This window comes from Flavobacterium cyclinae, from assembly GCF_021172145.1.
Classification (GTDB): domain Bacteria; phylum Bacteroidota; class Bacteroidia; order Flavobacteriales; family Flavobacteriaceae; genus Flavobacterium; species Flavobacterium cyclinae.
In genome coordinates this window covers 326759-352529 of the sequence record NZ_CP089095.1, presented here as the reverse complement: position 1 = coordinate 352529, position 25771 = coordinate 326759, and the positions used below count along the sequence as shown (strand labels likewise).

Here is a 25771-nt window from a genome sequence, read left to right as displayed (position 1 = left end):
TATATTTGCAACCTTAAATAACCGAGGTCGAGAACCTCAAATTAATCACAAGATTATGTCAGTAAAAATTAGATTACAAAGACACGGAAAAAAAGGGAAACCTTTTTATTGGGTTGTTGCAGCAGATGCAAGATCAAAAAGAGATGGTAAATTCTTAGAAAAATTAGGAACTTACAATCCAAACACTAACCCTGCAACTATCGATTTAAACATCGAGAAAGCTGCACAATGGTTACACAACGGTGCTCAGCCAACTGACACTGCAAGAGCAATTTTATCTTACAAAGGTGCTTTATTAAAACACCACTTAGATGGAGGAGTTCGTAAAGGTGCTTTAACTCAAGAGCAAGCAGATGCTAAATTAGCAGCTTGGTTAGAAGAAAAAGCAAACAAAGTTGATGCTAAAAAAGCTGGTTTGTCTAAAGCTGATGCTGATGCTAAAGCTAAAGCTTTAAAAGCTGAAAAAGAAGCAAACGAAAAACGTATTGCTGCTCAAGCTGAGGCTGCAAAAGCTGCTGAAGCTACAGAAGAAGTTGCTGAAGAAGTAGTTGAGGCTGCTGCTGAAGAAGCTCCTGCTGTTGAAGAAAACAACGAAGAAACAGAAGCTTAATATTATAGCGATTCCATGCGTAAAGAAGAATGTTTCTATTTAGGTAAAATCGCGAAAAAATTTAGTTTCAAAGGGGAAGTATTGGCGTATTTAGACACCGACGAACCCGAATTGTATCAAAATTTGGAATCAGTTTTTGTTGAAATCAACAAAAGTCTGGTTCCATTTTTTATTGAAAGTAGTTCGCTTCACAAAGAAAAATTCTTACGTATCCGATTTGAAGACATTCAAACCGAAGAAGAAGCAGACGAAATTATGGGAAGCGAATTATACCTTCCGCTTACTATGTTACCTAAACTTGAAGGAACCCAATTTTACTATCACGAAGTTATTGGTTTCGATGTATTAGATACTCGTCTAGGCAGTATTGGAAAAATTACTGCTATAAATGATAGTGGCGCTCAACCCCTTTTTGAAATCGATAAAAACGGAACTGAAATTTTAATTCCGCTTATTGATGATTTTATTATTGCACTTGACAGAGCTAACAAAACCATTACTTTAGAAACGCCTGAAGGTTTGGTTGACCTTTATTTACAGTAGTTGACAATCACAGTCACAGTTTACAGTTTTTAAATTGTTTAAATTCATTCTTATTCATTTTGTTCAAATTCAAACAATTTTCTGTTAATCAAGATCGTTGTGCTATGAAAATTGGCACGGATGGTGTTTTACTTGGCGCTTGGACTCCGTTAATTAACAATCCATACAATGTTTTAGATATTGGTGCAGGAACTGGAATTTTATCCTTGATGTTGGCACAAAGGAGCAATGCCGAACAAATTGATGCGATTGAAATTGACGAAGATGCTTACGAACAATGTGTTGAAAATTTTGAAGCTTCGCCTTGGAGTGATAAATTATTTTGTTTTCATGCGGGTTTGGATGAGTTTGTAGACGAACCTGAAGATGAATACGATTTGATTATTTCCAATCCGCCTTTTTATACCGATGATTACAAATCAGATAATGTTTCGAGAGACTTAGCACGTTTTGAAGACGCTTTACCTTTTGAAGAATTGATTGAAGCGGCTGCTTTATTACTTTCGGATAACGGGATTTTTTCTGTAATTATTCCTTTTAAAGAAGAAGAACGTTTTATTTCAATGTGTAAAGAATTGGATCTATTACCGCTAAAAATTACTCGTGTAAAAGGAACTCCAACATCAGAAATCAAAAGAAGTTTATTGGCTTTTTGCAGAATGGAACAAACTCCTTTGATTGATGAGTTAGTTATTGAAATTTCTAGGCATAATTATACTCCTGAATACATCGAATTGACGAAAGAATTCTACTTAAAGATGTAACCCTAGCCCAGATGGTAGCGGCATCTCCCGATAGCTATCGGGAATAAAGCGGATAGCTGGAAAATGTCTCTTGAAAAATTATAACACTTGTTCATTGATTTGTTAAAAATCTTTACTTACTTTTGTGACTTTCAAATCAAAAACTATGAGACCAGACTTATTTCAATCTCCAGATTATTATTTATTAGACGAATTATTATCTGACGAACATAAAATGGTACGTGATGCCGCACGTGCTTGGGTAAAAAAAGAAGTATCTCCAATTATTGAAGAATACGCACAAAGAGCAGAATTTCCAAAACAAATCGTAAAAGGTTTAGGAGAAATTGGAGGATTTGGTCCGTATATTCCAGTGGAATATGGTGGTGCTGGATTAGATCAAATTTCGTATGGATTAATCATGCAAGAAATTGAAAGAGGAGATTCGGGTGTACGTTCTACTTCATCGGTTCAATCTTCATTAGTAATGTATCCAATTTGGAAATACGGAAACGAAGAACAAAGAATGAAATATTTACCAAAATTAGCCACAGGAGAAATGATTGGTTGTTTCGGTTTAACTGAGCCAGATTACGGTTCAAATCCAGGTGGAATGGTAACTAATTTTAAAGATATGGGCGATCATTATCTTTTAAATGGTGCTAAAATGTGGATTTCGAATGCGCCTTTTGCTGACATTGCAGTGGTTTGGGCTAAAAACGAAGAAGGAAGAATTCACGGATTAATCGTGGAAAGAGGAATGGAAGGTTTTTCAACCCCAGAAACTCACAATAAATGGTCGTTAAGAGCTTCAGCTACTGGAGAGCTTATTTTTGACAACGTAAAAGTTCCAAAAGAAAACTTATTACCAAACAAGTCGGGATTAGGAGCACCACTAGGATGTTTAGATTCGGCACGTTATGGAATTGCTTGGGGAGCGATTGGAGCAGCTATGGATTGTTACGATACGGCATTACGTTATTCAAAAGAAAGAATCCAATTTGACAAACCAATTGGAGCAACTCAATTACAACAAAAGAAATTAGCTGAAATGATTACTGAAATCACAAAAGCACAATTATTAACTTGGAGATTGGGTGTTTTAAGAAACGAAGGAAAAGCTACTTCAGCTCAAATTTCGATGGCAAAAAGAAACAACGTTGATATGGCGTTAACTATTGCTCGTGATGCACGTCAAATGTTAGGAGGAATGGGAATTACAGGTGAATATTCTATCATGAGACACATGATGAATTTAGAATCTGTAGTGACTTACGAAGGTACACATGACATCCATTTATTGATTACTGGTATGGACGTAACAGGTTTCCCAGCATTCAAATAATTAAACAATAGATAAAATTGATACAAAATGCTTCTCTTTTAAGGGAAGCATTTTTATTTTTGTAATGTATACTATTCTTTATACTAAGAAATCAAATTGCAATATGAACATAGAAACTATAAACCAAAAAATTCAAATCCAGAAAGAACAATTATTAAATCATTCGTTGTACAATAAAGTAAAAACGATTGAGGATTTACATTGTTTTTTAGAAAACCACATATATGCGGTTTGGGATTTCATGTCGTTATTAAAAGCCTTACAAAATAAGTTAACTTGCACTACAACTCCGTGGTTACCTGTTGGGAATCCTGAAATTCGTTATTTAATTAATGAAATTGTTGTAGCCGAAGAGACCGATTTATCTATTGACGGAAAGCGTCAAAGTCACTATGAAATGTATTTGGATGCAATGACTCAATGTGGCGCTTCAACGGAGCAGGTAAATGCATTTTTAGATAATGTAGAAGAAACGAAAAACATTTTTGTATCCATTAAACAAAGTGATTTACATCCGAATGTGAAAGCGTTTTTAGATTTCACTTTTAGAGTAATTGAACAAGGAAAACCACATGAAATTGCGGCTGCTTTTACTTTTGGAAGAGAAGATTTGATTCCGAATATGTTTACAGAAATCTTGAAAAATTTTCATCAGAATTTCCCAGAAACCGATTTATCAAAGCTAATTTATTATTTCGAAAGACATATAGAATTAGACGCCGACGAGCACGGACCAATGGCGATGCAAATGATAACAGAACTTTGTGGCGATTCAGAACAAAATTGGAGAGAAGTAGAAGAAATTTCCGTTTTAGCGTTAGAAAAAAGAATCGGGCTTTGGAATGCTATTGAAGAGCAAGTGGAATTAAAACATGAATTAGTATAAAATGAAAAGCGAGAATTTCTTCTCGCTTTTTTTATTGTTCTGGTGCTATTTCAATTTCCAATCCTTCTAAATCTTCTGTGATTGGAATTTGGCAACCTAATCTAGAATTATCTTTTACATGGTAGGCTTCCCAAAGCATAGCTTCTTCATCAGGATTGCGTTCTAAAGACACTACATTGTTTAAAACATAACACTGACAAGATGCACACATCGCCATTCCACCACAAACACCAACAGTTCCTTCTTCTGCTAATTCATACGAACGAATTAACTCCATGATGTTCATGTTCATGTCGGTTGGCGCTAATACTTCGTGTTTAACTCCGTTTCTGTCGGTTATAAAAATGGTTACGTCTTGTGGCATTATTCTTTTCTATTTTTTTTTAGTTGTTCAATATCTGCTAAATCTTTATATCTGCCAGAAGCTTCCTTATTCTTTAATAAATCATCATAATTAATATAAGGCACTTGAAAATTTTGGGTGTTTAAAAACTTACAATTTTTATAACTTTCTAAAAAGTTTAATCCGTCAACATGAGTTAGTATTTCAATTTTTGTTGGCTCCATACCAATGCTCCAAACATCAAATTTATCACTATTGAATTCCTCGTTTGAAAACATTGGAGCACCAAAATCAGTATAAACTTTAGATAATTTTGAATAATTATTATCTGTTTTATTTACCCATAAATCTAAATCACCTGTACTTCTTACATAGCCATTTAATATAACAGCGTAACCTCCAACCAACAAGTATTCAACTTCATGTTTTCCGAGAAGTTCTAAAAATTCGAGAAAATCGTAATTAAATAAGTTTGGCATTTTTTCTTGACGAAGTTTTTAATCTATCAACTTTTGTTCTTTCAGAAGTATTAAAAATAGAATAAATTATGAAGCATGCTGCATTTAATCTTTCCAAAGGAGATTTTTCAACATAATAAGTAACATGGTCATCAGCTTCTTTAAAGCTTGACTTTGAAACTACCGTTCTTATCATTTTATATTGGTTCATAATTACTTTGTTATTCCAAAGTTACTGAATTAATCAATCGATTTTACAACTGCTTTTTCAGCTTCTTTTCTTGTTCCATCAAAACCATCAACTCCAGAAACGGTCGTATATTTTAGTACATAACGTTTTCCTGGATTAATTCTATTATAAACACTTTGACACATTAAAGTAGCTTCGTGGAAACCACATAAAATCAATTTTAATTTTCCTGGATAAATATTTACATCACCAATAGCGTAAATTCCGTCGATGTTGGTTTGATAATCTAATGCGTTATTTACTTTGATAGCGTTCTTTTCGATTTCAAATCCCCAGTTAGCAATTGGTCCTAACTTTGGCGTCAATCCGAATAGTGGAATGAAATAATCCGTTTTAAATTGTTCTAAAACACCATCTTTATCAAGTGTAATACTTTCAACGTGATTTTCACCTTGTATCCCTACTACCTCAGCAGGAGTAACTAGATTAATTTTACCTTCTTTTTTTAATTCTTGTACTTTTTCAACCGAATCTAAAGCGCCTCTGAATTCATTTCTTCTATGAACCAAAGTTACTTTTTTAGCAACATTAGAAAGAAAAATACTCCAATCCAAAGCTGAATCTCCTCCACCGGCAATAACTATTTCTTTATTTCGGAACATTTCAGGATCTTTTACAAAATATTCAACCCCTTTTTCTTCGTAAAATGAAATATTTTCAATTGTTGGTTTTCTTGGTTCAAAAGTTCCCAAACCTCCTGCAATAGCAACTGCCTTAGCATGATGTTTTGTTCCTTTATTTGTAGTTACAATAAAAGTACCGTCTTCTAATTTATCAATCGTTTCAGCCGTTTCAGCTAAGGTAAATCCAGGTTGAAACTGTTTGATTTGTTCCATCAAATTCGTTACCAAATCTCCAGCTAAAACGGAAGGATAACCAGGAATATCGAAGATAGGTTTTTTAGGATATAATTCTGCTAATTGTCCGCCTGGCTGTGGCAAAGCATCAATAATATGACATTTTAGTTGTAAAAGTCCGGCTTCGAAAACCGCAAAAAGTCCTGTAGGACCAGCGCCAATAATTAATATATCGGTTTGAATCATGTTTTAAATCATTAAGAGCTGTAAAGTTACAAATATCGAAATTTGCTATACGTTACAAGAGTTACAAAAGGCAAAATTTAAAAATTCAGTTGTAGAATAAAATGATAAATATCAATTACGCAATATTTTCAACTGATTCAATTTGAGGAACATATTTTTTAATTGTAGTTTCTACACCTGCTTTCATGGTGCTAATACTTAAACTACAACTTGTGCATGCTCCTTCTAAACGAACTTTTACGTGTTTGTCTTCAATAATTTCTACTAACGAGATGTCGCCTCCATCCGAATTCAAAAACGGACGAATTTCATTTAATGCTTTTTCAACATTCTCTTTTATTTCTAGTGTAGTCATAATTTTTAGTTTTGTCGCAGTTTTCAGTCGCAGTAAACAGCTTAAACTGTAAACTGAGACCGTAAACTGAATACTATTTTTTTACTGCAGAACAACCTGCCATTGTTGTGATTTTGATAGCTTCTGTTGGTGGTAATGTTTCGTTACGATTTACCGTTTCTTGCACCACATTTCTAGTAATATTTTCAAAAACGTTTTCTAATACTGAAGCCGTTTGTAATGCTGCTGGGCGACCATAGTCTCCTGCTTCACGAATACTTTGCACTAAAGGCACTTCTCCTAAAAGTGGCACTTGTAAATCTTCTGCTAAGTTTTTAGCTCCTTCTTTACCAAAGATGTAATATTTATTTTCTGGAAGTTCTTCTGGAGTGAAGTACGCCATATTCTCGATAATTCCTAAAACCGGAACATTAATCGATTCTGACATAAACATCGAAACTCCTTTTTTAGCATCAGCTAATGCAACCGCTTGAGGTGTACTTACAACTACAGCTCCCGTAATTGGCAATGACTGCATAATTGATAAGTGAATATCTCCAGTTCCTGGTGGTAAATCAATTAACATGAAATCAATTTCTCCCCAGTTGGCATCAAAAATCATTTGGTTTAATGCTTTAGCAGCCATGGGACCTCTCCAAATTACGGCTTGGTCTGGTTTTGTAAAAAATCCGATAGACAGAATTTCTACTCCGTAACTTGAAACCGGTTGCATTTTTGATTTTCCATCTACCTCAACTGAAATAGGTTTCGAATTTTCAACATCAAACATTATGGGCATTGAAGGTCCGTAAATATCGGCATCTAAAACTCCAACTTTGAACCCCATTTTTGCCAATGAAACAGCTAAGTTAGCCGTGATTGTAGATTTACCAACTCCACCTTTACCAGATGCAACCGCAATAATATTTGAAATTCCAGGAATTTGTTTTCCACGAATTAAATTTGGATTTTCTGGTTTTTCTGGTGCTTCAACCTTGATATTTACTTTTACTTTGGCTTTTTCGTATACTTTTTCGTGAATTACTTTGATAATATCTACCTCAGCACGTTTTTTAATATGTAATGCTGGTGTAGATAAAAGCAAATCAACTACTACTTCATCACCAAAAGTAATTACGTTTTGAACCGCACCACTTTCCACCATGTTTTTACCTTCACCTGCAACCGAAATAGTTTCTAATGCAGCTAGTATTTCTTTTCTATCTAGTTTCATTTTTTTATCGTTATCGTTTAAAAGTTATAAATACTTTTATTTAAACTGAATATGAATTGCAAAGATAATAAGAAGTTTAGGAGTTTAAAACTATATAAGTTTAAAGTTTTTATAATTTGATAATTAGAATCTATCATGAAATAAAAAAGCAACCTTTTAAAATAAAAGATTGCTTTCTTAAACTAATTGAAAAAATTATATTAATACTGCAAGAACAAATTAAAATCAATCTCAACATTGTCATTAACTACCACCATGCCTAATAATTTTTTAGGAGATTTTAATTTAAAATCTTTGATATTCAATTTCAATTGTCCTTTAACATTATTTGTGTTGGCGTTGTAAACTACTGGCACCAAATAATCATTTTCTTCACCAGCAATTTTAACGTTTAATTTTGCGGTTATGTTTTCTTTAGCGGTAATTATTTCTTTAACATTAATTATTATGTGTGGATATTCTTCCGCTTTTAATATAGATTTAAAATCTTTAGTAATCATTCTGTGAGCGCAATCAAAACCTGTACTTTTAATAGCTATTTTAGCTCCATCAAGAAGTATTTTACCATTATTCTTATTCATTATAACTTGCAAATCATTCTCAATAAAATCAGAATTATATTTGCACTCAAAACTATTTACATTTGATTTCCCTTTTATTGTAACTTCACTCTTATTCGTTATTTTAACTTTAGTGACATTTCTAGAGAATCCAAAACTCAAAAGAATCAAAATTGTTATAATACCTATATTTTTCATAACCCTTAAAGTAAAAGCGAAAAGCTGGTATACTTTTCGCTTTTAAATTTACTATTATTTTCTTAGAAACTAATTACTGCCTCTGCGATAAATCCACTGAATTTACCTCCATCTAAAATATTTCCTGTTGCGTAACCATCGTAAGTTTGATTAACATATTCCACTTTAGTTAAGATGTTTTTTGTCATAAACCAACCTGCACCTAAAGAAATTCTTTGTACATCAATATCTTGTGTAGCATCCAACTCTCCAGAAACTGAATTGTAACGTCCTGCTACGTATAAGTTTTCCTCTTTACCAAAACGGTATAATAGATCTACTCCTAATTGAGTAAAATTTCTTCTGTCTGTTTCAGCAAATTTTCTTCCAGATACTGTTTCAAATAAACCAAAGAATTCAAAACCTTTGTATTTTACAAATGGATTAATCATAATTGCAGTTAACTTGTTTGTTAAGCCAGGATTAACTAATCCAGAAGAATAATTAGCAGATGAAGTAGCAGTTGTAGGCTCCATTACGAAGTAATATCTTGAACCTGCTCTATCACCACCATATAAATAAGTTCTTGCAGAATAAGCTGAATTGTAGATAGAACCAGTAATTCTAAATCTTAAATCTGAACTAATTTGTTTGTCATAACCTAATTTTGCCATAACGGATGGACTTGTTGCTCCAGGGTTATTAGTACCTTGATTTAATTTTCCATTAGTTGCACCAATCATTGAAATGAAACCATTTTTTCTAAAATAAACCTCAGCACCAACTTCAGTTGTAAATGCGTCCATAATATAGTTTCCTACAAATGGATTATAAATAGATTGAGCATTATCAGATCTTCTAAAGTGTGCATCACCGTAGTTATTTTCCATATGTCCAATGTTGATAGTAACATATTTCATTGTTTCAGCTAACAAACCTTCTTTTATAAAATCTAAGTTATCTATTTGGAAATATCCACCTTTAACATAAGGTTCTGGATGGTGACGAGATGACAAATACGTTCTTAAGTGCATTCTAACCCCTTTTGCTAAAGCTACGTCTAAATCTAAATTGGCAGTTGCTAAGTTAAAATTATTTCCAATAGGAATTAAATCAGTTGCTCCCGTTGCATTTTCATGATCAAAAGCTTGATATTGTAATGTTGAAGCTCCTCCGATTCTTACTTTAACATCTGTAAAAGTTGAAGCTGTGTCTTTTGGACTTTCAAACACATTTACTCCTCTTTTATCAGGTTGTCTGTAATTGTCTAAATCTCTGTTTTGTGCCTGTAATCCGGTTCCTAAACCTAAGGCAGCTACTACTAATGATAATTTAATAAATGTTCTCATGATTTTTAAAATTTAATATGTGTTTTAGTTATAAGTTCAATTTAATTATATGTAACTTTAAAATCTATAGTTACATCTTTTCCTGTTTTAATAGTTCCCATTAAAGCTGTTGGAGGTTTTACACCGTAAACTGTCATGTCGATTTTTGTTTTTCCAGAAAAGATTGCTTTTCCTCCAATAATTTTAACAGTAAATGTTTGATTGATTCTTTTTGTAACTCCAGAAATCGTTAAGTCGCCTTGTGTTTCAACTGTAAAGTTACCTTTAGAAACTTCTGTAATTTTTGTAACGCTAACTAATTTGAAGTTAATAGTTTTATAAGTATTACTATTTAAAGCTTTGAATGTGTTTTTATCCATTCCGCTTTTTCCACTTTTTAATTGCTCAACTTCTACTGCAAAATCTAAACTTTTAATTGCTTTTAAACTTCCTGCATCAATTGTTAAAGAAGATTTTCCACTCATTGCTTTAGCATTAATCTCCCAATCGTGAAGATTAGAAGTTCCAAAAACAACTAACTTGCTTTCTGCTAAAACAACTTTAGAATCCTGTGCAACTAAAGTATTTAAATTCAACAACACTACCACAAGTGTTAGTAATGTTCCAAGCTTTGTTTGTATTTTGCTCATAATACCTAAAATTTGTTAATAATTGTTTTAATTTTATAGTACAAATTTCAGACGAAAAAAACACCTAGAACATGACAATTGTCACATTTGTTACAAAAAGTTTAAAATAAATTATAGAATACTGAAACGCAATCGTTTGATATAAAAAAATGAATCTTAAATTGAAGGTTCCCAAAAAATTAATTTAAAATCCACAACCTTATTTTCTTCAATTTTTATTCCTTCATTTTCTAAAAGTTGTTGCATGAGATTAGTGCCTTGAAAATGATGTTTCCCGGTAAGCATTCCATTTCTGTTTACAACTCGATGTGCTGGAACATCACTTAAATTATGAGAAGCATTCATTGCCCAACCCACCATTCGGGCAGAACGTGTTGCACCTAATGCTTTTGCAATAGCGCCATAAGAAGTTACTTTCCCTTCGGGAATTTGGCGAACGATTTCATAAACACGTTCAAAAAAGTTTTCATTATTTGATTTTGAATTACTCAAAATTTAAAAAAACATTTTATATAAAGAAGAAACGGCTACAACTCCTGTAAGTATGGCAATAAAAAAATTTATATTCTGAACTATAAAAGTAAGTTTATGTTCGATTTTCTTGAAGAATCGAGCGTACAAATAAAACACAAAATAAGTACCTGAAGCTGCTGCAAACGAAAACAAAAGAATAGAAATGATGTCATATTGAAACAATTCTTTTGAAGCCATCATTAAAGTAGTTAAAGCATACCAAGGAATTGCAAACATATTAAAAGAAGATAAAGCCATTCCGTAAAAGAAACGATTTCTTTTTTTATCAATCTTAACTTCAATTTCTTTTTTCTTTTTAGCATTGAATCCCATTATAATGAAAGCAATCGTTAATCCTATAAAAATAAAAGTTCCGATTTTTTTTAATCCTTCACTAAAAACAGGATTGGCATCTAAGAATTTTGCAAAATAAGTTCCTAAAAAACATTGAATAAAAACCACTACAACTGCTCCGAAAGCAAAATTTAAAGCATGTTTTTGACTTTCTTTGATGCTGATTTTAGCTATCGTCATATTCAACATACCTGGAATAATGATTCCGCCTATGGAAATTATCAACCCTAAAAAAATAGCTAAAACAAATGTCATAAATTGATTTTTATCAAAAGTAAGGAAGAATATTGAAAATGAATGTAACAAAGATTACTTAATTCGAAATTTGATATAAGTAATTGGCTTATTCACTTCTAAATATTGACTTTCGTAAAACGTTTGAATTCCGGTAACCTCTGCTGGCGCTCCTTCGTTTTTGTAAATATTATGGTTCGCATAAATTACTTCATGACCTAAACCATGTAACAACCCTAAAGTATAACCGTGCATGAATTCTGAATCCGTTTTTAGGTGCATGAATCCGCTTGGTTTTAGGATTTTTTTGTAGCGCTCTAAAAACTCAGCATTCGTCATTCTGTGCTTGGTTCTTTTATATTTGATTTGTGGATCTGGGAAAGTAATCCAAATTTCAGATACTTCGTTTGCAGCAAAAATATGATGAATTAATTCGATTTGTGTTCGCACAAAAGCCACGTTATTCATACCTGATTCCACAGCAGTTTTTGCACCACGCCAAAACCTTGCTCCTTTGATATCAATCCCAATGAAGTTTTTTTCTGGGAATCTTTCGGCTAAACCAACAGAATATTCTCCTTTACCACAACCTAATTCTAATACAATTGGATTATCATTTTTAAAGAAATCTGCACTCCATTTTCCTTTCAACGGAAATTGGTCTCCCACCACTTCTTCTCTTGTTGGTTGAAACACATTGGTAAACGTTTCGTTTTCTTTAAATCGCTTTAATTTATTTTTACTTCCCACTTCTAAATAATTTTGGGCAAAATTAATCAAATATTTAGCAACACAAATAAACTTTTAATAATGTTTCAATAACCTTAACATTAGATAGGTTTTCGTTTTTTGCATAAAACTTTTATTTTGAAATCGCAATTAATAAAAAGTTGCTTAAGCAACACAGACGAAAGAAAAGCGATTCCATATGTGACCGCTAAAAAATATTTTCTACACATATGAAAAAGCGTAAAGTTGAAGTAGCTGTTATTTCCGATGTACATCTTGGAACCTATGGTTGCCATGCTAAAGAATTATTGGATTATTTATCTTCGATAAAACCTAAAATTTTAGTACTCAATGGCGACATTATTGATATTTGGCAATTTAGAAAATCGTATTTCCCCTCAAAACACCTAGAAGTAATTAAGAAAATTATTTCGATGAGTACCAAAGGAACTAAAGTGTACTACATTACTGGAAATCATGATGAGTTTCTTAGAAAGTTTACTGATTTACATATGGGAAATATCAGTTTAATTGATAAACTCGTCTTAGAATTAGACCATAAAAAAGCATGGATATTTCATGGTGATGTTTTTGATGCTTCTATTACTCAAGCCAAATGGTTAGCTAAATTAGGTGGTTGGGGTTATGATTTACTTATTTTAATTAATCGATTTATCAATTGGATTTTAGCCCGATTAAATAAAGAACCTTACTCGCTTTCAAAGAAAATTAAAAACAATGTAAAATCTGCTGTTAAATTTATCACTAACTTTGAAAATGTTTGTGTGGAATTAGCAATTGAAAACCAATACGATTATGTAATTTGTGGTCATATTCATGAACCTAAAATTGAGTTTATGGAAAATGAAAAAGGAGAAGTTTTCTACTTAAATTCGGGAGATTGGATTGAAAATTTAACTGCTTTAGAATACAATAATAAAAAATGGAAATTATATCACCATGATAGAAGTTTAGTTTCAACCCATGAGGAGTATAATTTTGAAGACGAAAATAAGTTAGCCGAACAATTTATTGCGGCTTTAAAATAATAATGAAGAAAAAAATACTTATTGCGCCACTAAATTGGGGTTTAGGACATGCCACAAGATGTATTCCTATTATAAAAGCATTGGAAGAAAATGGTTTTGAACCCATTATTGCTTCTGACGGAGTAGCTTTAGCTTTATTAAAAAAAGAATTTCCAAAACTTTTAAGTGTTGAATTACCTTCTTATAATATTCAATATGCAGAAAAAGGCAAAAACTTCAAATGGAAATTAGCCTTTCAGATGCCAAAGATGATGAAGGCAATAAAAAAAGAGAAGTCGAAAATTAATAAGATTATCGAAAACTATGAAATTGATGGTGTAATTAGCGATAACAGATTAGGTGTGTATTCGTCTAAAGTTCCTTCTGTTTTTATAACACATCAGTTAAACGTTCTTTCAGGAAAAACCTCATGGCTTACTACTAAATTACATTCTAGATATATTTCAAAATTCGATACTTGTTGGGTTCCCGACTTAGCAGGATTAGAAAACTTATCAGGAAAATTAGGACATCCCGAAAAAAAACTAAATAATGTAACCTATATTGGACCGTTAAGCCGTATGAAAAAAATATCGTTACCTATTAAGTATGATATTATGGTATTATTATCAGGACCAGAACCGCAACGCACCTTATTGGAAAAGAAACTTATTAAAGAACTAGAAAAAAGTAATAAAGAAATTCTTTTTGTAAAAGGAATTGTAGAATCGAAACAAAAAATTGAAAAAGTAAATTCAATTACGTATTACAATTTTATGAATTCAGAAGAATTAAGTATTGCTTTTAATGAAAGTGAATTTGTGGTTTGTCGTTCCGGTTATACCACGGTTATGGATTTAGCCAAGTTAGAAAAGAAAGCATTTTTTATTCCAACTCCAGGTCAATACGAACAAGAATATTTAGCAAAAAAACTCAAATCAGAAATTGTGGCTCCGAGTTGCAAGCAAGAGAAATTCAAAGCTTCCAAATTAGAAAAAATTCACTTTTACAAAGGCTTCAAAGATTTTTCAGTTGAAGTAAATTGGAGTGAATTATTTCGTCTTTTCCAAAGTAAATGAAAACTCTGAACCAATACCTATTTGACTTTCTACGTAGATTTTTTCATCGTGTCCTTCAATGATGTGCTTTACGATAGCCAACCCTAAACCTGAACCGCCTTCGCTTCTAGCCCCACTTTTATCTACACGGTAGAAACGTTCAAATAAACGTGGAATATTTTGCTTTTCGATACCTTCACCATTATCTGTAATTCTTACAATCACTTTGTCTTTGGTTAAATCTTCAATTCCAACTTCAGTTGTTCCTCCTTTTTTACCATATTTAATAGAGTTTACTACTAAATTTGTAACCACTTGTTGGATTTTCTCTTGATCTGCCATAACCCATATAGGTTTAGAATATCTAGTATCAAAAGTTAAAGTAATGTTTTTATTTGATGCTTTCATTTCAAACAAATCAAAAACATTTTGTATCACCTCAACAATATTAAAACGTGTTTTATCCAAGTTAATTTCGCCTACTTCTAATTTGGTAATCATATCCAAATCTTTCACAATATATATAAGGCGCTCCACTCCTTTTTCGGCACGTTCTAAATATTTTTTTCGAATGTTTTTATCATCCATTGCTCCATCAAGAAGCGTCAATAAATATCCTTGAATAGTAAATAAGGGAGTTTTTAATTCGTGTGATACGTTTCCAAGAAATTCTTTGCGGTATTCTTCTCTAATTTTTAAAGTTTCTATTTCTAATTTTTTATCGCGAGCAAATTTTTTAACTTCTTTTGTCAAGGTAGCCATGTCAGTAGTAACTGGCTGATTTACATAGGATGTGGTTTCTAGTAGCGAAACATCATCGTAAATCTTTTTTACTCGTTTATAGATAAAATGTTCGACTCTAAATTGAATTAAAAAAAATGTTGCAGCATAAAAAACTAGAGAAAAAGCTAATACAATTAGCAATTGAAGCGGTTGAACAAGGTAATGATATAAGAATATAATCGCCAAAAAAAACAAGGTTACATATAACGATGATTTTAAGGCAAACTTATATGATTTTTTAAATTTTAATTGCATTAAAATTCGATTTTATACCCCACTCCTTTAATGGTTTTGAAGAAGCTATCTCCAATTTTTTCTCTTAATTTTCTGATGTGAACATCAATCGTTCTTCCACCAACTACTACTTCATTACCCCAAACTTTGTCTAAAATTTCTTCGCGAGTAAACACTTTTCCTGGTTTAGTAGCTAACAAATAGAACAATTCAAATTCTTTACGAGGCAAAATAATCTCTTCTCCTTCTTTAATTATTTTGTATTCTTCTCTATTAATTTCAATTGTACCCAATGTTAATGTAGTTGTAGAAGTAGTACCTTCAACTCCTTTAAATCTTCTAAGTAAGGCTTGCACTTTACTTACAAGTACTTTTGGTTTAATTGGTTTTGCAATATAATCATCTGCACCCGCGTCAAAACCAGCCACTTGAGAATAATCTTCAGAACGAGCAGTTAAAAAAGTAATGATTGTATCTTGAAGTTCTGGAATTTTTCTAATGTTTTCACATGCTTCCATTCCGTCCATTTCTGGCATCATAACATCCATAATAATTAATTGTGGAAGTTCTTTTTTTGCCTTAGTAATAGCTTCTTTACCATTTGAAGCTGTTACAATTTGATACCCTTCTTGAGAAAGATTATATCCTACAATTTCTAAGATATCTTGCTCATCATCAACCAATAAGATCTTAATGTCTTTTTTCTTCATTACAAAATTTGTTATGTTTTGGTTTGTAAAGGTAAAGATAAAACAATTTGTTTAAAGAGATTTACAATTATTTAATCTGTTAACAATTCGGTAACAAATTGACAACTAATTAATAACAAACGAATAACTTTTCGATAACACAATAAGAGTTCCTTTGCACCAAATTTAATAACACAACATGAAACTACGTTTTTTATTATTGTCATTATTCTTTTCAGTAGCAATGTTTGCTCAAAATGGAACTGTTACCGGAACTATTTTAGATAAAGAATTTAATAACGAACCTTTACCTTTTGCTAACATTATTATCAAAGGTACTAAACAAGGAACATCTACTGATGAGAATGGAAAATATTCTATTACTCTTAAACCAGGTAGTTATACATTAGTAATTGGATATTTAGGTTACGAAACTAAAGAAATTCCATTTACTATAAAAGCAAATGAGAAAAAAGTAATCAATTATACATTAGAAGCAAGCGGCGTTCAATTACAAGACGTTGAAATTGTTCATATTGTTTCTAAAGAAAAAGAAAGTGCTTTACTTTTAGAACAACAAAAAGCGGTTGAAATTAAACAATCTATTGGTGCTGAAGAAATTTCTAAAAAAGGGATTAGCGATGTAGCTGCTGCTGTTGCAAAAACATCGGGAATTTCTAAACAAGAAGGATCAAGTGATATTTACGTTAGAGGTTTAGGAGACCGATATAATTCCACTACATTAAATGGATTACCTCTTCCTTCAAACAATCCATCAACAAAAAACATTTCTTTAGATATCTTTTCTACTGACATTGTTGAATACATTGGAATTGATAAAACTTATAATTACAAAAATTACGGAGATTTTGCTGGAGCAAACGTTGATATTGTATCTAAAACTTATAAAGGTAGTGGTATGATTGAAGTTGGAACTGGTACAGGTTTTAACTCAAACGCAATGTCTCAGGATAAATTTTATTTACAAGACGGACCAAATTTTCACGGATTCAGCAATGAACCTATACCAAATAATCCGTTAGCAGCATATAATTTCACAACAAGTTGGGATAAACAAGCAACAACTCCTGTTAATGGTTCGTTTTATTTAAGAGGAGGAGATTCATACAATATTGGAAGCAGCAAATTAAGTTTCTTTGTAAACGCCTCTTTTGATAATGGTTTCAATTATAAAGAAGGTGTAAGAAGAGGAAGTGTTAATACGCAAGCAATTGCTGTTAAAGACTTTTACAGAAAAGCATATGAATACAGTACTGGTTCTAATGCAATGGCAAATATTAATTTAAAAATAAACAACAACAATAACATCAAATTTAATTCGATGTTCATCAATTCTACTTCACAAAAACATGAAGAGTTTTCAGGTATATTAGATGCTTTTGGACCTGCTCAAAACGGTGGTGGATTTGTACGTCGTTCAACATTTGACAGAACATTTTTATTAATTAATCAATTATTAGGGGAGCATAAATTTGGTGAAAGATTAGTATTTGATTGGGGTGTGTCATACAATAAAATGACAAATATTATCCCAGATCGTATGCAAAACACTATCATTCCTTTTACATGGGATGATCCAAATTCAAGATTAGTTGCATCTGATGTTAATCAATCAGACAACCATAGATATTACCAAGAAATGAGTGATGATGAAGTAGCTGGTAACTTTACATTATCTTACAAGTTTGGTAAAAAAGACGACAACTCTTATAAAGGAAAATTTATTGCAGGATATAGTGGTCGTTATAAAGATATTAACTTTGACGCTACACAAATTAATTTATTTGTAACAAGAAGTTTATTTGCTTCACAACCTACAGTTGACTTAAATTATTTAGATGGTTATTTTAACCAAACAAACTTAGATGCTGGTTTCTTTTCATTAAGAACATTTAGAGGAAATGTAACTAATCCTAATGCATTAAAACCACAAAATTATAATGGTCAACAAATTATTTCAGCAGGATATGGTGCAGTTGAATATCAATTTACTCCAAAATTATTTGTAATTGGTGCATTTAGAACAGAGTTTATTATTCAAGATATTTTTTATGATACCTCTTTAAAAAGTGGAAAAACTCTTTTTGACACCATGGAATATATGCCATCAATTACTGCAAAATATGAGGTGAATGAAAAACAAAATATAAAATTTGCTGCAAGTAAAACGTATACTTTACCTCAGTTCAAAGAAAGAGCTCCTTTCTTGTATGAAGAAGTTGGTCAAAGTTATATTGGAAATCCATTTTTATACAATTCAACCGATTATAATTTTGATTTAAAATGGGAAATGTTCCCTAAAAACGGTGAAGTATTATCATTTACTGGTTTTGCTAAATACATTCAAAATCCAATTAACCAAGTTACAATTGCTTCTGCTACAAATGATATCTCTTGGGTAAATTCAGGTGATAAAGCTGTTGGATTAGGTATTGAAGGAGAATGGAGAAAAAACATCATTTCAATTGAAAACAACACAACTGGCGAAAAAACTAATTTAGGTTTTGGATTAAATGTATCTTACTTAATTACGAACCAAGATTTAAATTCTGAAAAAGTAGTAAGTGAAAATCCTGGAATGAATGTTGATTTTACTAATTCAGATTCAAGATTAACAGGAGCATCAGACTTATTAATTAATTCAGACATTAGTTTCAATAGAGAATTTAAGAAAGATAAATCTTTAACTGCAACTCTTGCTGGTGGATATTTCTCTGATAGAATTTATGCTTTAGGAGTTACTGGAAAAGGAGATTTAGTTGATAGTGACGTTTTCACTTTAGATTTTATCCTAAAATTCAATTTAAGCAAGAATATTGGAATTGGATTTAGTGCAAAAAACCTAACTGATCCAACAATTGAAAGAAAACAAGATATTCAAAACGTTGTAGTGGATTCTTATAAAAAAGGTAGAAATTTCGGTTTATCAGTGAAATATTCTTTCTAACAATATGTTAACATTAAATAAATATTTGGCGGATTTATATTAAATCCGCCTATTTATTTTTAATAAATTGATAACATTTAAGTAATCACATGATAATCAAAGCCTATTAGCTTTGCAATAACAAATTAAATAACACAAAAAATGAAAAAATTATTATTATCAGCTGTAACATTAGCTGTATTAACTTTAACTTCTTGTACAAGAGAAGATGATTCAAACGGAGGAAGTACTGGATCTGTAGTAATTAACGCAGCAGATTTTAGAGGTGAATTATTATCTGGACAATCAGCAACATTAGACCCTAATCAAGTTTACAACTTAACAGGTTCTTTTATTGTAAGAGGTGGAGCTACATTAACAATTCCTGCTGGAACTAGAATTGAAGCTACTGGTGGAACTTCATCATATATCGCAATTGCTCAAGACGGTTTATTGTATGTTAATGGTACATCTACTAATCCAGTTGTAATGACAAGTGGAAACGCAGTAAAAGCTACTGGTGACTGGGGTGGATTAGTAATTTGTGGTAGAGCTAGAACAAACAAAGGAGGTTCTAATGGTGAAACTGCAACTTCAGAAGTTGGTGATTTAACATATGGTGGTACTGAAAACGATGATAGCTCAGGAGTTATCCGTTATTTAAGAGTAGAATATACAGGAGCTGCATTTACAGCAGATAAAGAATTTAATGGAGTTTCATTATTTGGAGTAGGTAGCGGAACTGTTTTTGAATATGTTCAAGCTTACAAAAGTGGTGATGACGGAATTGAATTCTTTGGTGGCGCTGTGAACGCAAAATATTTAATTGCTTTACACAGTGAAGATGATGCAATTGACTTTGCTGATGGTTTCTCTGGAACTTTAGAAAATGTATTCATTAAAGATGTTGCTAAAGCTGGTGTTGAAGGATCAAACAATGGGGATAATGGTGCAGCTACACCAACAACTAATGCTACTTTGAAAAACTTTACAATCTTACAAGGAAACTTATCAGGTGCTGAACACGGAATGTACATCAAAGAAGGTGCTGGTCACTGGAATTGTCAAAACATTTACATTGACGGTTTTACAAAAGGATTAAAAATTAAACCAGCTACTGGAACAGGTGCTGACCCAGTTGCAAATCAAAATATTGAAGACGGTAATATTACTTTTAACCCAATTTACTTTGGTGCTTCAATCACAACTCAATCTGAATTTGCTGGTACAAATACAACATATTTAACAGTTGGAGCTAACACTGGAGCTGGTAACAGCGGAAACACTCCATCTTGGGCTACTGGTTGGACAACTGGTTTCTAATAAAAAAACTAAATAACTACATAAATCCCTCCTTGTGAGGGATTTTTTTGTTTGGCATTGAATTTGTATTAAAAAAATAACTATCTTTACATTCAATATAAATGTGTATGAATAAAAATTACTTTTATATACTACTCCTTTTATCCACTTTTTATTCTTTTAGCCTACAAGCTCAAGAGAATAAAAACTCTATTGCCACAAAGACCCAAGAACCTACAATTGAAGGCCTTACAATTTACCCAAACCCTACTAATACTGGTAAAATTTACATTACTACTAAGTCTTCATTAGACAAAAAAGTAGAAATTTTTAATGTTCTAGGCAAAAAAGTATTGGAATCTGTTACTACTTCAAAAGAAGTAAATGTTAGCCAATTAGAAGCTGGCGTTTACATTATTAAAATCAAAGAAGGAGAAGCCTCTGCTACTAGAAAATTAATTATCAATTAGTATAATTTTCTAAAATAGTCATTATTTAATTTAAAATTAACATAGTAAAGCAAATTTTGCTTGAAAACTATTTATCTTTGTACCGTAATTATAAACTCATAAAAATGAAAAAACTTTACACTTTATTATTAATAGCAGCTAGTACATTGTCTTTTGGACAAGTTTTATCTGATGACTTTAATTATACTGACAATGCTTTGTTGACAGATAATGGATGGACATCATTTAGTGGTGGAACAACTGAAGCAATAGATGTAGGTGCATCAAATGGTTTAACTTATGCTGGATATTCTGGTATTACAGGAATTACTGGCGCAGTTGAAGGTAACGCAGCTAGATTAGACCAAACAGGTCAAGATGTACAAAGAACATTCACATCTATTACAAGTGGTACAATTTACTATTCATTTCTAATCAATGTTGATGCGGCTAATGCAGCAACTGGTTATAGTGCAGGTTTAACAACCTCTGGAACTACTTTTGGTAATAGATTCTTTGTAAAACCATCAACAAACCCTGGAAAAATTAACTTCGGTATTTCAAATACTTCTACAGCTAATTATTCTGCAACAGATTTTGACACCAATACTACCTACTTAATTATTGTTAAATATGATGTAACAGCTACAGGAAACTATAGTATGTGGGTAAAATCATCTGGAGTTCCTGCAACAGAAGTAGCAGCTGGTGCTCCTGAAGTTACTAACTCAGGTTCTGGTTCTGCAACAATTGGTGGTTTCTTTTTAAGACAACATACTGCTTCTCAAAACCTTACAATTGACGGAGTTAGAATATACACAACTTGGTTTGGTGAAACACCATGTGATTTAGCATTAGGAGCCGAAATTACTTCATGTGATGCTACTACATTAGGACTTGACAATTATACAATCACAATTCCTTTTACAGGAGGTAATACCGCTGCTTATACTCTAAGCGCTTCAACTGGAACTATTTCTGGTGATGATCCTTCTACATCTGCTACAGGTGATATTATTATTACAGGAGTAGCTGAAGGAACAAATGTAACATTAACTGTTTCTGGAGGTTGTTCAATTTCAAAAACTATAACTGCTCCAGAGTGTAAACCAGTTAACCCATTACCTTATTATGAAGGTTTTGATTACACTGTAGCAAACGCTTTAGGAGCTGAACAAATGTGGACAAACGCTAACTCAGGAGACGATATTTTAGTTGCATCTGGTAATTTATCTTACACTGGTCTTACTTCTAATGGAAACTCTATTAGTTTTGACGGAGCAGGTATTGATTGTTTCTCACCAATTACCCCAACATCTGCTGGTACAGTTTATTATTCTTTCTTATTAAATGTTCCAACAATGGCTGGTGCTACAGATGCAAACGGTGGTTATTTCGCTGGTTTTGGTGAAACAAGTACTAACTTAGGTGCTACTTTATGGACAAAAAGAATTGACGATGCTTCATTCAACTTAGGTATTGAAGTTAGAACTGCAAATGCTGCTAATACAACTTTTGATGCAACTGCTTATCAAACTGGTCAAACTTACTTTGTAGTAGTTGGTTATGCATTTAACGCTGCAACTGGATCAGATGACGTTGTAAGTTTATGGGTAAACCCAGTTGTTGGAAGTCCAGAACCTGCTGCTACAATTACAGATACTCATGCTGCAACTGATTTAGGAAATATTTCTTATTTCTTCTTAAGACAAGATTCAGCTACTGAAACTCCTTCAATTTTAATTGATGAATTAAGAATTGGATCAGCTTGGGCAGATGTTGTTCCTGCAACTGCTGGATTAACAGATAACAACATCAACGGTTTAACAATGTATCCAAACCCATTAAAAGGAAATACATTATTCTTAACTTCAACTGCTAATGCAGCTATGTCAGTTCAAATTTTTGACTTATTAGGTAAAGAAGTATTAAAATCAGATGTAATTAACAATGCAGTAAACGTTTCAAAATTAAATTCTGGCGTTTATGTAGTTAAAATTACTGAAGAAGGAAAAACAGCTACAAGAAAATTAGTTATTCAATAATTAAATGCTGAACCATCCCGAAGCTTCGGGACAGCATGACAAGAATAGAAAAAGCATCAACTTTCGTTGATGCTTTTTTCGTATAAATTATTATCCAAAAAAACCTATTTATCCTAATAAATTCTATAATTTCAGACAGATTTCAATATAAAACAAAAATCTGCGAATCTGCGGTCAAAAGAACATTTCTTTCTATTTTTGCACCATGATTTCACAAGAAGACATTTTCCAAATTAGCTCAAAGAAAGAATTTGAAAAAATTACTTTAAAAGTTTTTCGTCATCAGTACGATACTAATTTGGTGTACCAACAATTTTGCAACTTCTTGAAAAAGGATAAAACCAATGTGAAATCGTTAACCGAAATTCCGTTTTTACCGATTCAGTTTTTTAAAAGCCATTCCGTATTGAGTTCATCCGAAGCAATTCAACAAACCTTTACCAGTAGCGGCACAACCGGAATGCAAACCAGCAAACATTTAGTTACCGATGTTAGTTGGTACGAAATGAGTTATCGCTTAGGTTTTTCTGAGTTCTATGGAAATATTGAAGATTATTGTATTTTAGCCTTACTTCCATCCTATTTAGAACGAGAAGGTTCTTCCTTGATTTACATGGTAGAAGATTTAATTCAAAGTAGCAATCATTCAGCTTCTGGATTTTATTTGAATAATCACAGTGAACTTTTGCAAAAAATTGAGACACTAAATAAAGAAAGACAAAACGTAATACTTATTGGAGTAACTTATGCTTTATTAGACCTAATTGAATATGCGCAAGCTACTTCATTTCCGCTTTCAAAATTAGGAAGCAACCTCATCATCATGGAAACCGGTGGTATGAAAGGCAAACGTAAAGAAATGATTCGCGAAGAACTACATTCGATTCTATGCAACGGATTTGGCGTTTCAAAAATTCATTCTGAATATGGTATGACCGAATTACTATCGCAAGCCTATTCTCTTGGTGATGGAATTTTCGAATGTCCACCATGGATGCAAATATTAATTCGAGATACAGAAGATGCTTTAACTTATGTTTCCGAAGGAAAAACAGGTGGAATTAACGTGATTGATTTGGCCAACATCAATTCATGTTCGTTTATTGCTACGCAAGATTTGGGAAAAAAATATCCCAACCATTCTTTCGAAGTGTTGGGACGTTTTGATCATTCAGATATTCGTGGTTGTAACTTAATGGTTATTTAAGACTACATGTAGACTTGCACACTCCCCTTGTCAACCTGTCCCGAAACTTCGGGATTGTTTCAGGTTCTAAAAGATAAACGAGATGCTGAAACGAGTTCAGCATGACAGCATTGCGAGGAGATGCTGACTCAAGCGAAGCGAACAGGTGAAGCAAACGAGTTCAGCATGATAGAGAATATAATATAAACGCAACGTTTGTCAACCTGAACGCAACGTTTGTCAACCTGAACGCAACGTTTGTCAACCTGAACTCGTTTCAGGTTCTCAAGAGATGCTGACACGAACGGAGCGAACAGGCGAAGCAAATGAGATGCTGAAATGAATTAAGCATGACAATAATAAATAAGTTTATGCCAAAAAGAAGTTACCACAACTATTGGGTGTATATCCTAACTAATAAACCAAACGGCACGTTATACATAGGCGTTACAGGTGGAATAGATGATAGAATGGAGCGACACATCAAAGGTGAGGGTTCTAAATTTACAGCCAAATACAAATTGAAAAATTTAGTGTATTATGAAGAATTCCAATACATTGATGATGCTATTGCCAGAGAGAAACAATTAAAAAATTGGCACAGACAATGGAAAATTAATTTGATTGAAGAGCATAATCCTAACTGGGAGAATTTATGGAAAGGAGATGCTGAAACGAGTTCAGCATGACAATGAAAATTATAGATATCACTTGTCAACCTGAACTCGTTTCAGGTTCTACAAACAGCAAACGAGATGCTGAAACGAGTTCAGCATGACACAAAGAGTAGAGATGCTGACTCAAGCGAAGCGAACAGGCAAAGCAAACGAGTTCAGCATGACAGAGAAATAAAAAAATAATCGTCACTCGCTTTATTTACATGGGTTTGCAATGTTTTACTCAAAAAATAGATAAATCACAAACAAGTGATTATCAAATAATTAAAAACCTATATTGGATAACTGAAAATAATTAGCTTTGTTAAAAACATACTCCAATTGTGAATAAGTTTGCCTTTCATTTATCATTACAAATTTTAAACTTTGTAAAAGCAGTAAGGCACTCCTGGCAGTGTACTTAGCTAAAATATCTTGTTTCATTTAATTGTAAAATTTATGGCAATTAAATTCAAAGTTCTTCCTAAGAAGAACCCTCAGGACATTACAGCGCCTGAAAAGTTTTATGCAACTTCGATTGCAAATGGTGAAACCTCTTTAGAGTCGTTAGCCGAAATTATTTCCTATCAGTGTACGTTAACGGATACTGATTGTTATGCCGTGTTAAGAGCCTTAGAGCGCAATATGCTCTTAGAACTTAGCCAAGGTAGAATTGTAAAATTAGGTCATGTAGGCACTTTTCAAGTGAGTGTGAGTGCTACCGGACAAGACCTTGCAGAAGATGTTACGGCAACGGACATCAAGAAAAGTCGCATTTTGTTTCGTCCAGCTAAAAAGCTGAAACAAATGCTAGGTACGTTAAGTTACCAAAAAGCGAGCTAGTTACCCGCTTGTGAGATTAAATCTCTCTCGAAAGCCTCGAACGTTCCCGCGTTCGGGGCTTTTTTTTGCACAAAAAACACTTCTAATTCGACAAGTGCAGTTGAAAAACTCGACCTGACGAATTGAAAAACTCAACTTGACCAGTTGAAAAAAAGGGTTTAATGAATTAAAATTGAACGAAAAAGAAACAAAAAAGTACGTTTTTTATAAAAAAAGG

The 25771-nt window shown here is 32.4% G+C and carries 28 protein-coding genes; 14 read left to right on the top strand and 14 right to left on the bottom strand.

Annotation, left to right across the window (positions count from 1 at the left end; translation table 11 throughout):
* Positions 1–55: 55 nt before the first annotated feature.
* From LOS86_RS01685 to LOS86_RS01665, 5 genes are all read left to right on the top strand, one after another.
* The gene (locus LOS86_RS01685) at positions 56–610 is read left to right on the top strand and encodes a 30S ribosomal protein S16 (protein WP_231842935.1); all 555 of its coding nucleotides are present in this window, start codon (positions 56–58) and stop codon (positions 608–610) included.
* A 15-nt stretch (positions 611–625) separates the two neighbouring features.
* Positions 626–1153 carry a ribosome maturation factor RimM gene (gene rimM / locus LOS86_RS01680; protein WP_231842934.1) on the top strand — a complete coding sequence of 176 codons (528 nt, stop codon included), beginning with the start codon at positions 626–628 and terminating at the stop codon, positions 1151–1153.
* 59 nt (positions 1154–1212) lie between these two features.
* The gene (locus tag LOS86_RS01675) at positions 1213–1917 is read left to right on the top strand and encodes a tRNA1(Val) (adenine(37)-N6)-methyltransferase (RefSeq protein ID WP_231842933.1); all 705 of its coding nucleotides are present in this window, start codon (positions 1213–1215) and stop codon (positions 1915–1917) included.
* 145 nt (positions 1918–2062) lie between these two features.
* Positions 2063–3241, top strand: coding sequence for an acyl-CoA dehydrogenase family protein (locus LOS86_RS01670; protein WP_073581092.1), 1179 nt, complete (start codon positions 2063–2065; stop codon positions 3239–3241).
* A gap of 103 nt (positions 3242–3344) precedes the next feature.
* Positions 3345–4127, top strand: coding sequence for a DUF3050 domain-containing protein (locus tag LOS86_RS01665; RefSeq protein WP_231842932.1), 783 nt, complete (start codon positions 3345–3347; stop codon positions 4125–4127).
* A gap of 31 nt (positions 4128–4158) precedes the next feature.
* Here the strand turns inward: LOS86_RS01665 and LOS86_RS01660 are convergent, their stop codons facing one another.
* From LOS86_RS01660 to trmB, 12 genes are all read right to left on the bottom strand, one after another.
* On the bottom strand, positions 4159–4491 hold the full coding sequence (locus LOS86_RS01660) for a 2Fe-2S iron-sulfur cluster-binding family protein (protein ID WP_231842931.1): 333 nt from the start codon (positions 4489–4491) through the stop codon (positions 4159–4161).
* On the bottom strand, positions 4491–4949 hold the full coding sequence (locus LOS86_RS01655; RefSeq protein WP_231842930.1) for a hypothetical protein: 459 nt from the start codon (positions 4947–4949) through the stop codon (positions 4491–4493). The genes LOS86_RS01660 and LOS86_RS01655 overlap by 1 nt, the downstream gene beginning before the upstream one ends.
* Complete coding sequence (locus tag LOS86_RS01650; RefSeq protein WP_231842929.1) at positions 4933–5139, bottom strand: hypothetical protein; 207 nt, start codon at positions 5137–5139, stop codon at positions 4933–4935. The genes LOS86_RS01655 and LOS86_RS01650 overlap by 17 nt, the downstream gene beginning before the upstream one ends.
* Before the next feature lie 29 nt (positions 5140–5168).
* Complete coding sequence (locus tag LOS86_RS01645) at positions 5169–6221, bottom strand: NAD(P)/FAD-dependent oxidoreductase (protein ID WP_231842928.1); 1053 nt, start codon at positions 6219–6221, stop codon at positions 5169–5171.
* A gap of 115 nt (positions 6222–6336) precedes the next feature.
* Complete coding sequence (locus LOS86_RS01640; RefSeq protein ID WP_231842927.1) at positions 6337–6576, bottom strand: NifU family protein; 240 nt, start codon at positions 6574–6576, stop codon at positions 6337–6339.
* A gap of 73 nt (positions 6577–6649) precedes the next feature.
* Positions 6650–7789: an Mrp/NBP35 family ATP-binding protein gene (locus LOS86_RS01635; protein ID WP_231842926.1), complete on the bottom strand. Its 1140-nt coding sequence runs from the start codon at positions 7787–7789 to the stop codon at positions 6650–6652.
* Between the two features lie 200 nt (positions 7790–7989).
* Positions 7990–8547: a YceI family protein gene (locus LOS86_RS01630; RefSeq protein ID WP_231842925.1), complete on the bottom strand. Its 558-nt coding sequence runs from the start codon at positions 8545–8547 to the stop codon at positions 7990–7992.
* Positions 8548–8609: 62 nt separating this feature from the next.
* The gene (locus LOS86_RS01625; protein ID WP_231842924.1) at positions 8610–9875 is read right to left on the bottom strand and encodes a hypothetical protein; all 1266 of its coding nucleotides are present in this window, start codon (positions 9873–9875) and stop codon (positions 8610–8612) included.
* A 41-nt stretch (positions 9876–9916) separates the two neighbouring features.
* Positions 9917–10504, bottom strand: a complete 588-nt coding sequence (locus LOS86_RS01620) for a YceI family protein (RefSeq protein ID WP_231842923.1) — start codon at positions 10502–10504, stop codon at positions 9917–9919.
* Positions 10505–10660: 156 nt separating this feature from the next.
* Entirely contained in the window at positions 10661–10996 is a 336-nt protein-coding gene (locus tag LOS86_RS01615; RefSeq protein ID WP_231842922.1) for an MGMT family protein, read from the bottom strand.
* A gap of 3 nt (positions 10997–10999) precedes the next feature.
* Positions 11000–11626, bottom strand: a complete 627-nt coding sequence (locus LOS86_RS01610) for a LysE family transporter (RefSeq protein ID WP_231842921.1) — start codon at positions 11624–11626, stop codon at positions 11000–11002.
* A gap of 54 nt (positions 11627–11680) precedes the next feature.
* Entirely contained in the window at positions 11681–12355 is a 675-nt protein-coding gene (gene trmB / locus LOS86_RS01605; protein ID WP_231843960.1) for a tRNA (guanosine(46)-N7)-methyltransferase TrmB, read from the bottom strand.
* A 209-nt stretch (positions 12356–12564) separates the two neighbouring features.
* On the opposite strand from trmB, the gene LOS86_RS01600 reads away from it, so the two are divergent.
* Both LOS86_RS01600 and LOS86_RS01595 read left to right on the top strand, forming a co-directional pair.
* Positions 12565–13383 (top strand): UDP-2,3-diacylglucosamine diphosphatase, encoded by an 819-nt coding sequence (locus LOS86_RS01600; RefSeq protein ID WP_231842920.1) that lies wholly within the window; start codon positions 12565–12567, stop codon positions 13381–13383.
* A gap of 2 nt (positions 13384–13385) precedes the next feature.
* Positions 13386–14441, top strand: a complete 1056-nt coding sequence (locus LOS86_RS01595) for a glycosyltransferase (RefSeq protein WP_231842919.1) — start codon at positions 13386–13388, stop codon at positions 14439–14441.
* Here LOS86_RS01595 and LOS86_RS01590 read toward each other — a convergent pair.
* Both LOS86_RS01590 and LOS86_RS01585 read right to left on the bottom strand, forming a co-directional pair.
* Positions 14415–15458: a sensor histidine kinase gene (locus LOS86_RS01590; RefSeq protein WP_231842918.1), complete on the bottom strand. Its 1044-nt coding sequence runs from the start codon at positions 15456–15458 to the stop codon at positions 14415–14417. The two genes, LOS86_RS01595 and LOS86_RS01590, sit on opposite strands and share 27 nt — an antisense overlap.
* Positions 15458–16147, bottom strand: coding sequence for a response regulator transcription factor (locus LOS86_RS01585; RefSeq protein ID WP_231842917.1), 690 nt, complete (start codon positions 16145–16147; stop codon positions 15458–15460). The genes LOS86_RS01590 and LOS86_RS01585 overlap by 1 nt, the downstream gene beginning before the upstream one ends.
* A gap of 178 nt (positions 16148–16325) precedes the next feature.
* On the opposite strand from LOS86_RS01585, the gene LOS86_RS01580 reads away from it, so the two are divergent.
* From LOS86_RS01580 to LOS86_RS01550, 7 genes are all read left to right on the top strand, one after another.
* Positions 16326–19094, top strand: a complete 2769-nt coding sequence (locus LOS86_RS01580) for a TonB-dependent receptor (protein ID WP_231842916.1) — start codon at positions 16326–16328, stop codon at positions 19092–19094.
* A 141-nt stretch (positions 19095–19235) separates the two neighbouring features.
* Positions 19236–20396 carry a beta-helix domain-containing protein gene (locus tag LOS86_RS01575; RefSeq protein ID WP_231842915.1) on the top strand — a complete coding sequence of 387 codons (1161 nt, stop codon included), beginning with the start codon at positions 19236–19238 and terminating at the stop codon, positions 20394–20396.
* Positions 20397–20503: 107 nt separating this feature from the next.
* Positions 20504–20845 (top strand): T9SS type A sorting domain-containing protein, encoded by a 342-nt coding sequence (locus LOS86_RS01570; RefSeq protein ID WP_231842914.1) that lies wholly within the window; start codon positions 20504–20506, stop codon positions 20843–20845.
* A 104-nt stretch (positions 20846–20949) separates the two neighbouring features.
* Complete coding sequence (locus LOS86_RS01565; protein ID WP_231842913.1) at positions 20950–22869, top strand: T9SS type A sorting domain-containing protein; 1920 nt, start codon at positions 20950–20952, stop codon at positions 22867–22869.
* A 205-nt stretch (positions 22870–23074) separates the two neighbouring features.
* Positions 23075–24076 (top strand): LuxE/PaaK family acyltransferase, encoded by a 1002-nt coding sequence (locus tag LOS86_RS01560; RefSeq protein ID WP_231842912.1) that lies wholly within the window; start codon positions 23075–23077, stop codon positions 24074–24076.
* 329 nt (positions 24077–24405) lie between these two features.
* Positions 24406–24744: a GIY-YIG nuclease family protein gene (locus LOS86_RS01555; protein WP_231842911.1), complete on the top strand. Its 339-nt coding sequence runs from the start codon at positions 24406–24408 to the stop codon at positions 24742–24744.
* Positions 24745–25170: 426 nt separating this feature from the next.
* Positions 25171–25554: an HU family DNA-binding protein gene (locus LOS86_RS01550; RefSeq protein WP_231842910.1), complete on the top strand. Its 384-nt coding sequence runs from the start codon at positions 25171–25173 to the stop codon at positions 25552–25554.
* Positions 25555–25771: the final 217 nt, after the last annotated feature.

What these genes read in the sequence shown, in the direction of transcription:
- LOS86_RS01620 (WP_231842923.1), bottom strand. Translation starts at nt 10,504, where the DNA reads ATGAGCAAAATACAAACAAAGCTTGGAACATTACTAACACTTGTGGTA.
- LOS86_RS01590 (WP_231842918.1), bottom strand. Translation starts at nt 15,458, where the DNA reads ATGCAATTAAAATTTAAAAAATCATATAAGTTTGCCTTAAAATCATCG.
- LOS86_RS01610 (WP_231842921.1), bottom strand. Translation starts at nt 11,626, where the DNA reads ATGACATTTGTTTTAGCTATTTTTTTAGGGTTGATAATTTCCATAGGC.
- LOS86_RS01665 (WP_231842932.1), top strand. Translation starts at nt 3,345, where the DNA reads ATGAACATAGAAACTATAAACCAAAAAATTCAAATCCAGAAAGAACAA.
- LOS86_RS01635 (WP_231842926.1), bottom strand. Translation starts at nt 7,789, where the DNA reads ATGAAACTAGATAGAAAAGAAATACTAGCTGCATTAGAAACTATTTCG.
- rimM (WP_231842934.1), top strand. Translation starts at nt 626, where the DNA reads ATGCGTAAAGAAGAATGTTTCTATTTAGGTAAAATCGCGAAAAAATTT.
- LOS86_RS01670 (WP_073581092.1), top strand. Translation starts at nt 2,063, where the DNA reads ATGAGACCAGACTTATTTCAATCTCCAGATTATTATTTATTAGACGAA.
- LOS86_RS01570 (WP_231842914.1), top strand. Translation starts at nt 20,504, where the DNA reads ATGAATAAAAATTACTTTTATATACTACTCCTTTTATCCACTTTTTAT.
- LOS86_RS01685 (WP_231842935.1), top strand. Translation starts at nt 56, where the DNA reads ATGTCAGTAAAAATTAGATTACAAAGACACGGAAAAAAAGGGAAACCT.
- LOS86_RS01640 (WP_231842927.1), bottom strand. Translation starts at nt 6,576, where the DNA reads ATGACTACACTAGAAATAAAAGAGAATGTTGAAAAAGCATTAAATGAA.
- LOS86_RS01630 (WP_231842925.1), bottom strand. Translation starts at nt 8,547, where the DNA reads ATGAAAAATATAGGTATTATAACAATTTTGATTCTTTTGAGTTTTGGA.
- LOS86_RS01565 (WP_231842913.1), top strand. Translation starts at nt 20,950, where the DNA reads ATGAAAAAACTTTACACTTTATTATTAATAGCAGCTAGTACATTGTCT.
- LOS86_RS01585 (WP_231842917.1), bottom strand. Translation starts at nt 16,147, where the DNA reads ATGAAGAAAAAAGACATTAAGATCTTATTGGTTGATGATGAGCAAGAT.
- LOS86_RS01655 (WP_231842930.1), bottom strand. Translation starts at nt 4,949, where the DNA reads ATGCCAAACTTATTTAATTACGATTTTCTCGAATTTTTAGAACTTCTC.
- LOS86_RS01650 (WP_231842929.1), bottom strand. Translation starts at nt 5,139, where the DNA reads ATGAACCAATATAAAATGATAAGAACGGTAGTTTCAAAGTCAAGCTTT.
- LOS86_RS01625 (WP_231842924.1), bottom strand. Translation starts at nt 9,875, where the DNA reads ATGAGAACATTTATTAAATTATCATTAGTAGTAGCTGCCTTAGGTTTA.
- LOS86_RS01575 (WP_231842915.1), top strand. Translation starts at nt 19,236, where the DNA reads ATGAAAAAATTATTATTATCAGCTGTAACATTAGCTGTATTAACTTTA.
- LOS86_RS01645 (WP_231842928.1), bottom strand. Translation starts at nt 6,221, where the DNA reads ATGATTCAAACCGATATATTAATTATTGGCGCTGGTCCTACAGGACTT.
- LOS86_RS01555 (WP_231842911.1), top strand. Translation starts at nt 24,406, where the DNA reads ATGACAATAATAAATAAGTTTATGCCAAAAAGAAGTTACCACAACTAT.
- LOS86_RS01560 (WP_231842912.1), top strand. Translation starts at nt 23,075, where the DNA reads ATGATTTCACAAGAAGACATTTTCCAAATTAGCTCAAAGAAAGAATTT.
- LOS86_RS01550 (WP_231842910.1), top strand. Translation starts at nt 25,171, where the DNA reads ATGGCAATTAAATTCAAAGTTCTTCCTAAGAAGAACCCTCAGGACATT.
- LOS86_RS01660 (WP_231842931.1), bottom strand. Translation starts at nt 4,491, where the DNA reads ATGCCACAAGACGTAACCATTTTTATAACCGACAGAAACGGAGTTAAA.
- LOS86_RS01600 (WP_231842920.1), top strand. Translation starts at nt 12,565, where the DNA reads ATGAAAAAGCGTAAAGTTGAAGTAGCTGTTATTTCCGATGTACATCTT.
- LOS86_RS01580 (WP_231842916.1), top strand. Translation starts at nt 16,326, where the DNA reads ATGAAACTACGTTTTTTATTATTGTCATTATTCTTTTCAGTAGCAATG.
- LOS86_RS01595 (WP_231842919.1), top strand. Translation starts at nt 13,386, where the DNA reads ATGAAGAAAAAAATACTTATTGCGCCACTAAATTGGGGTTTAGGACAT.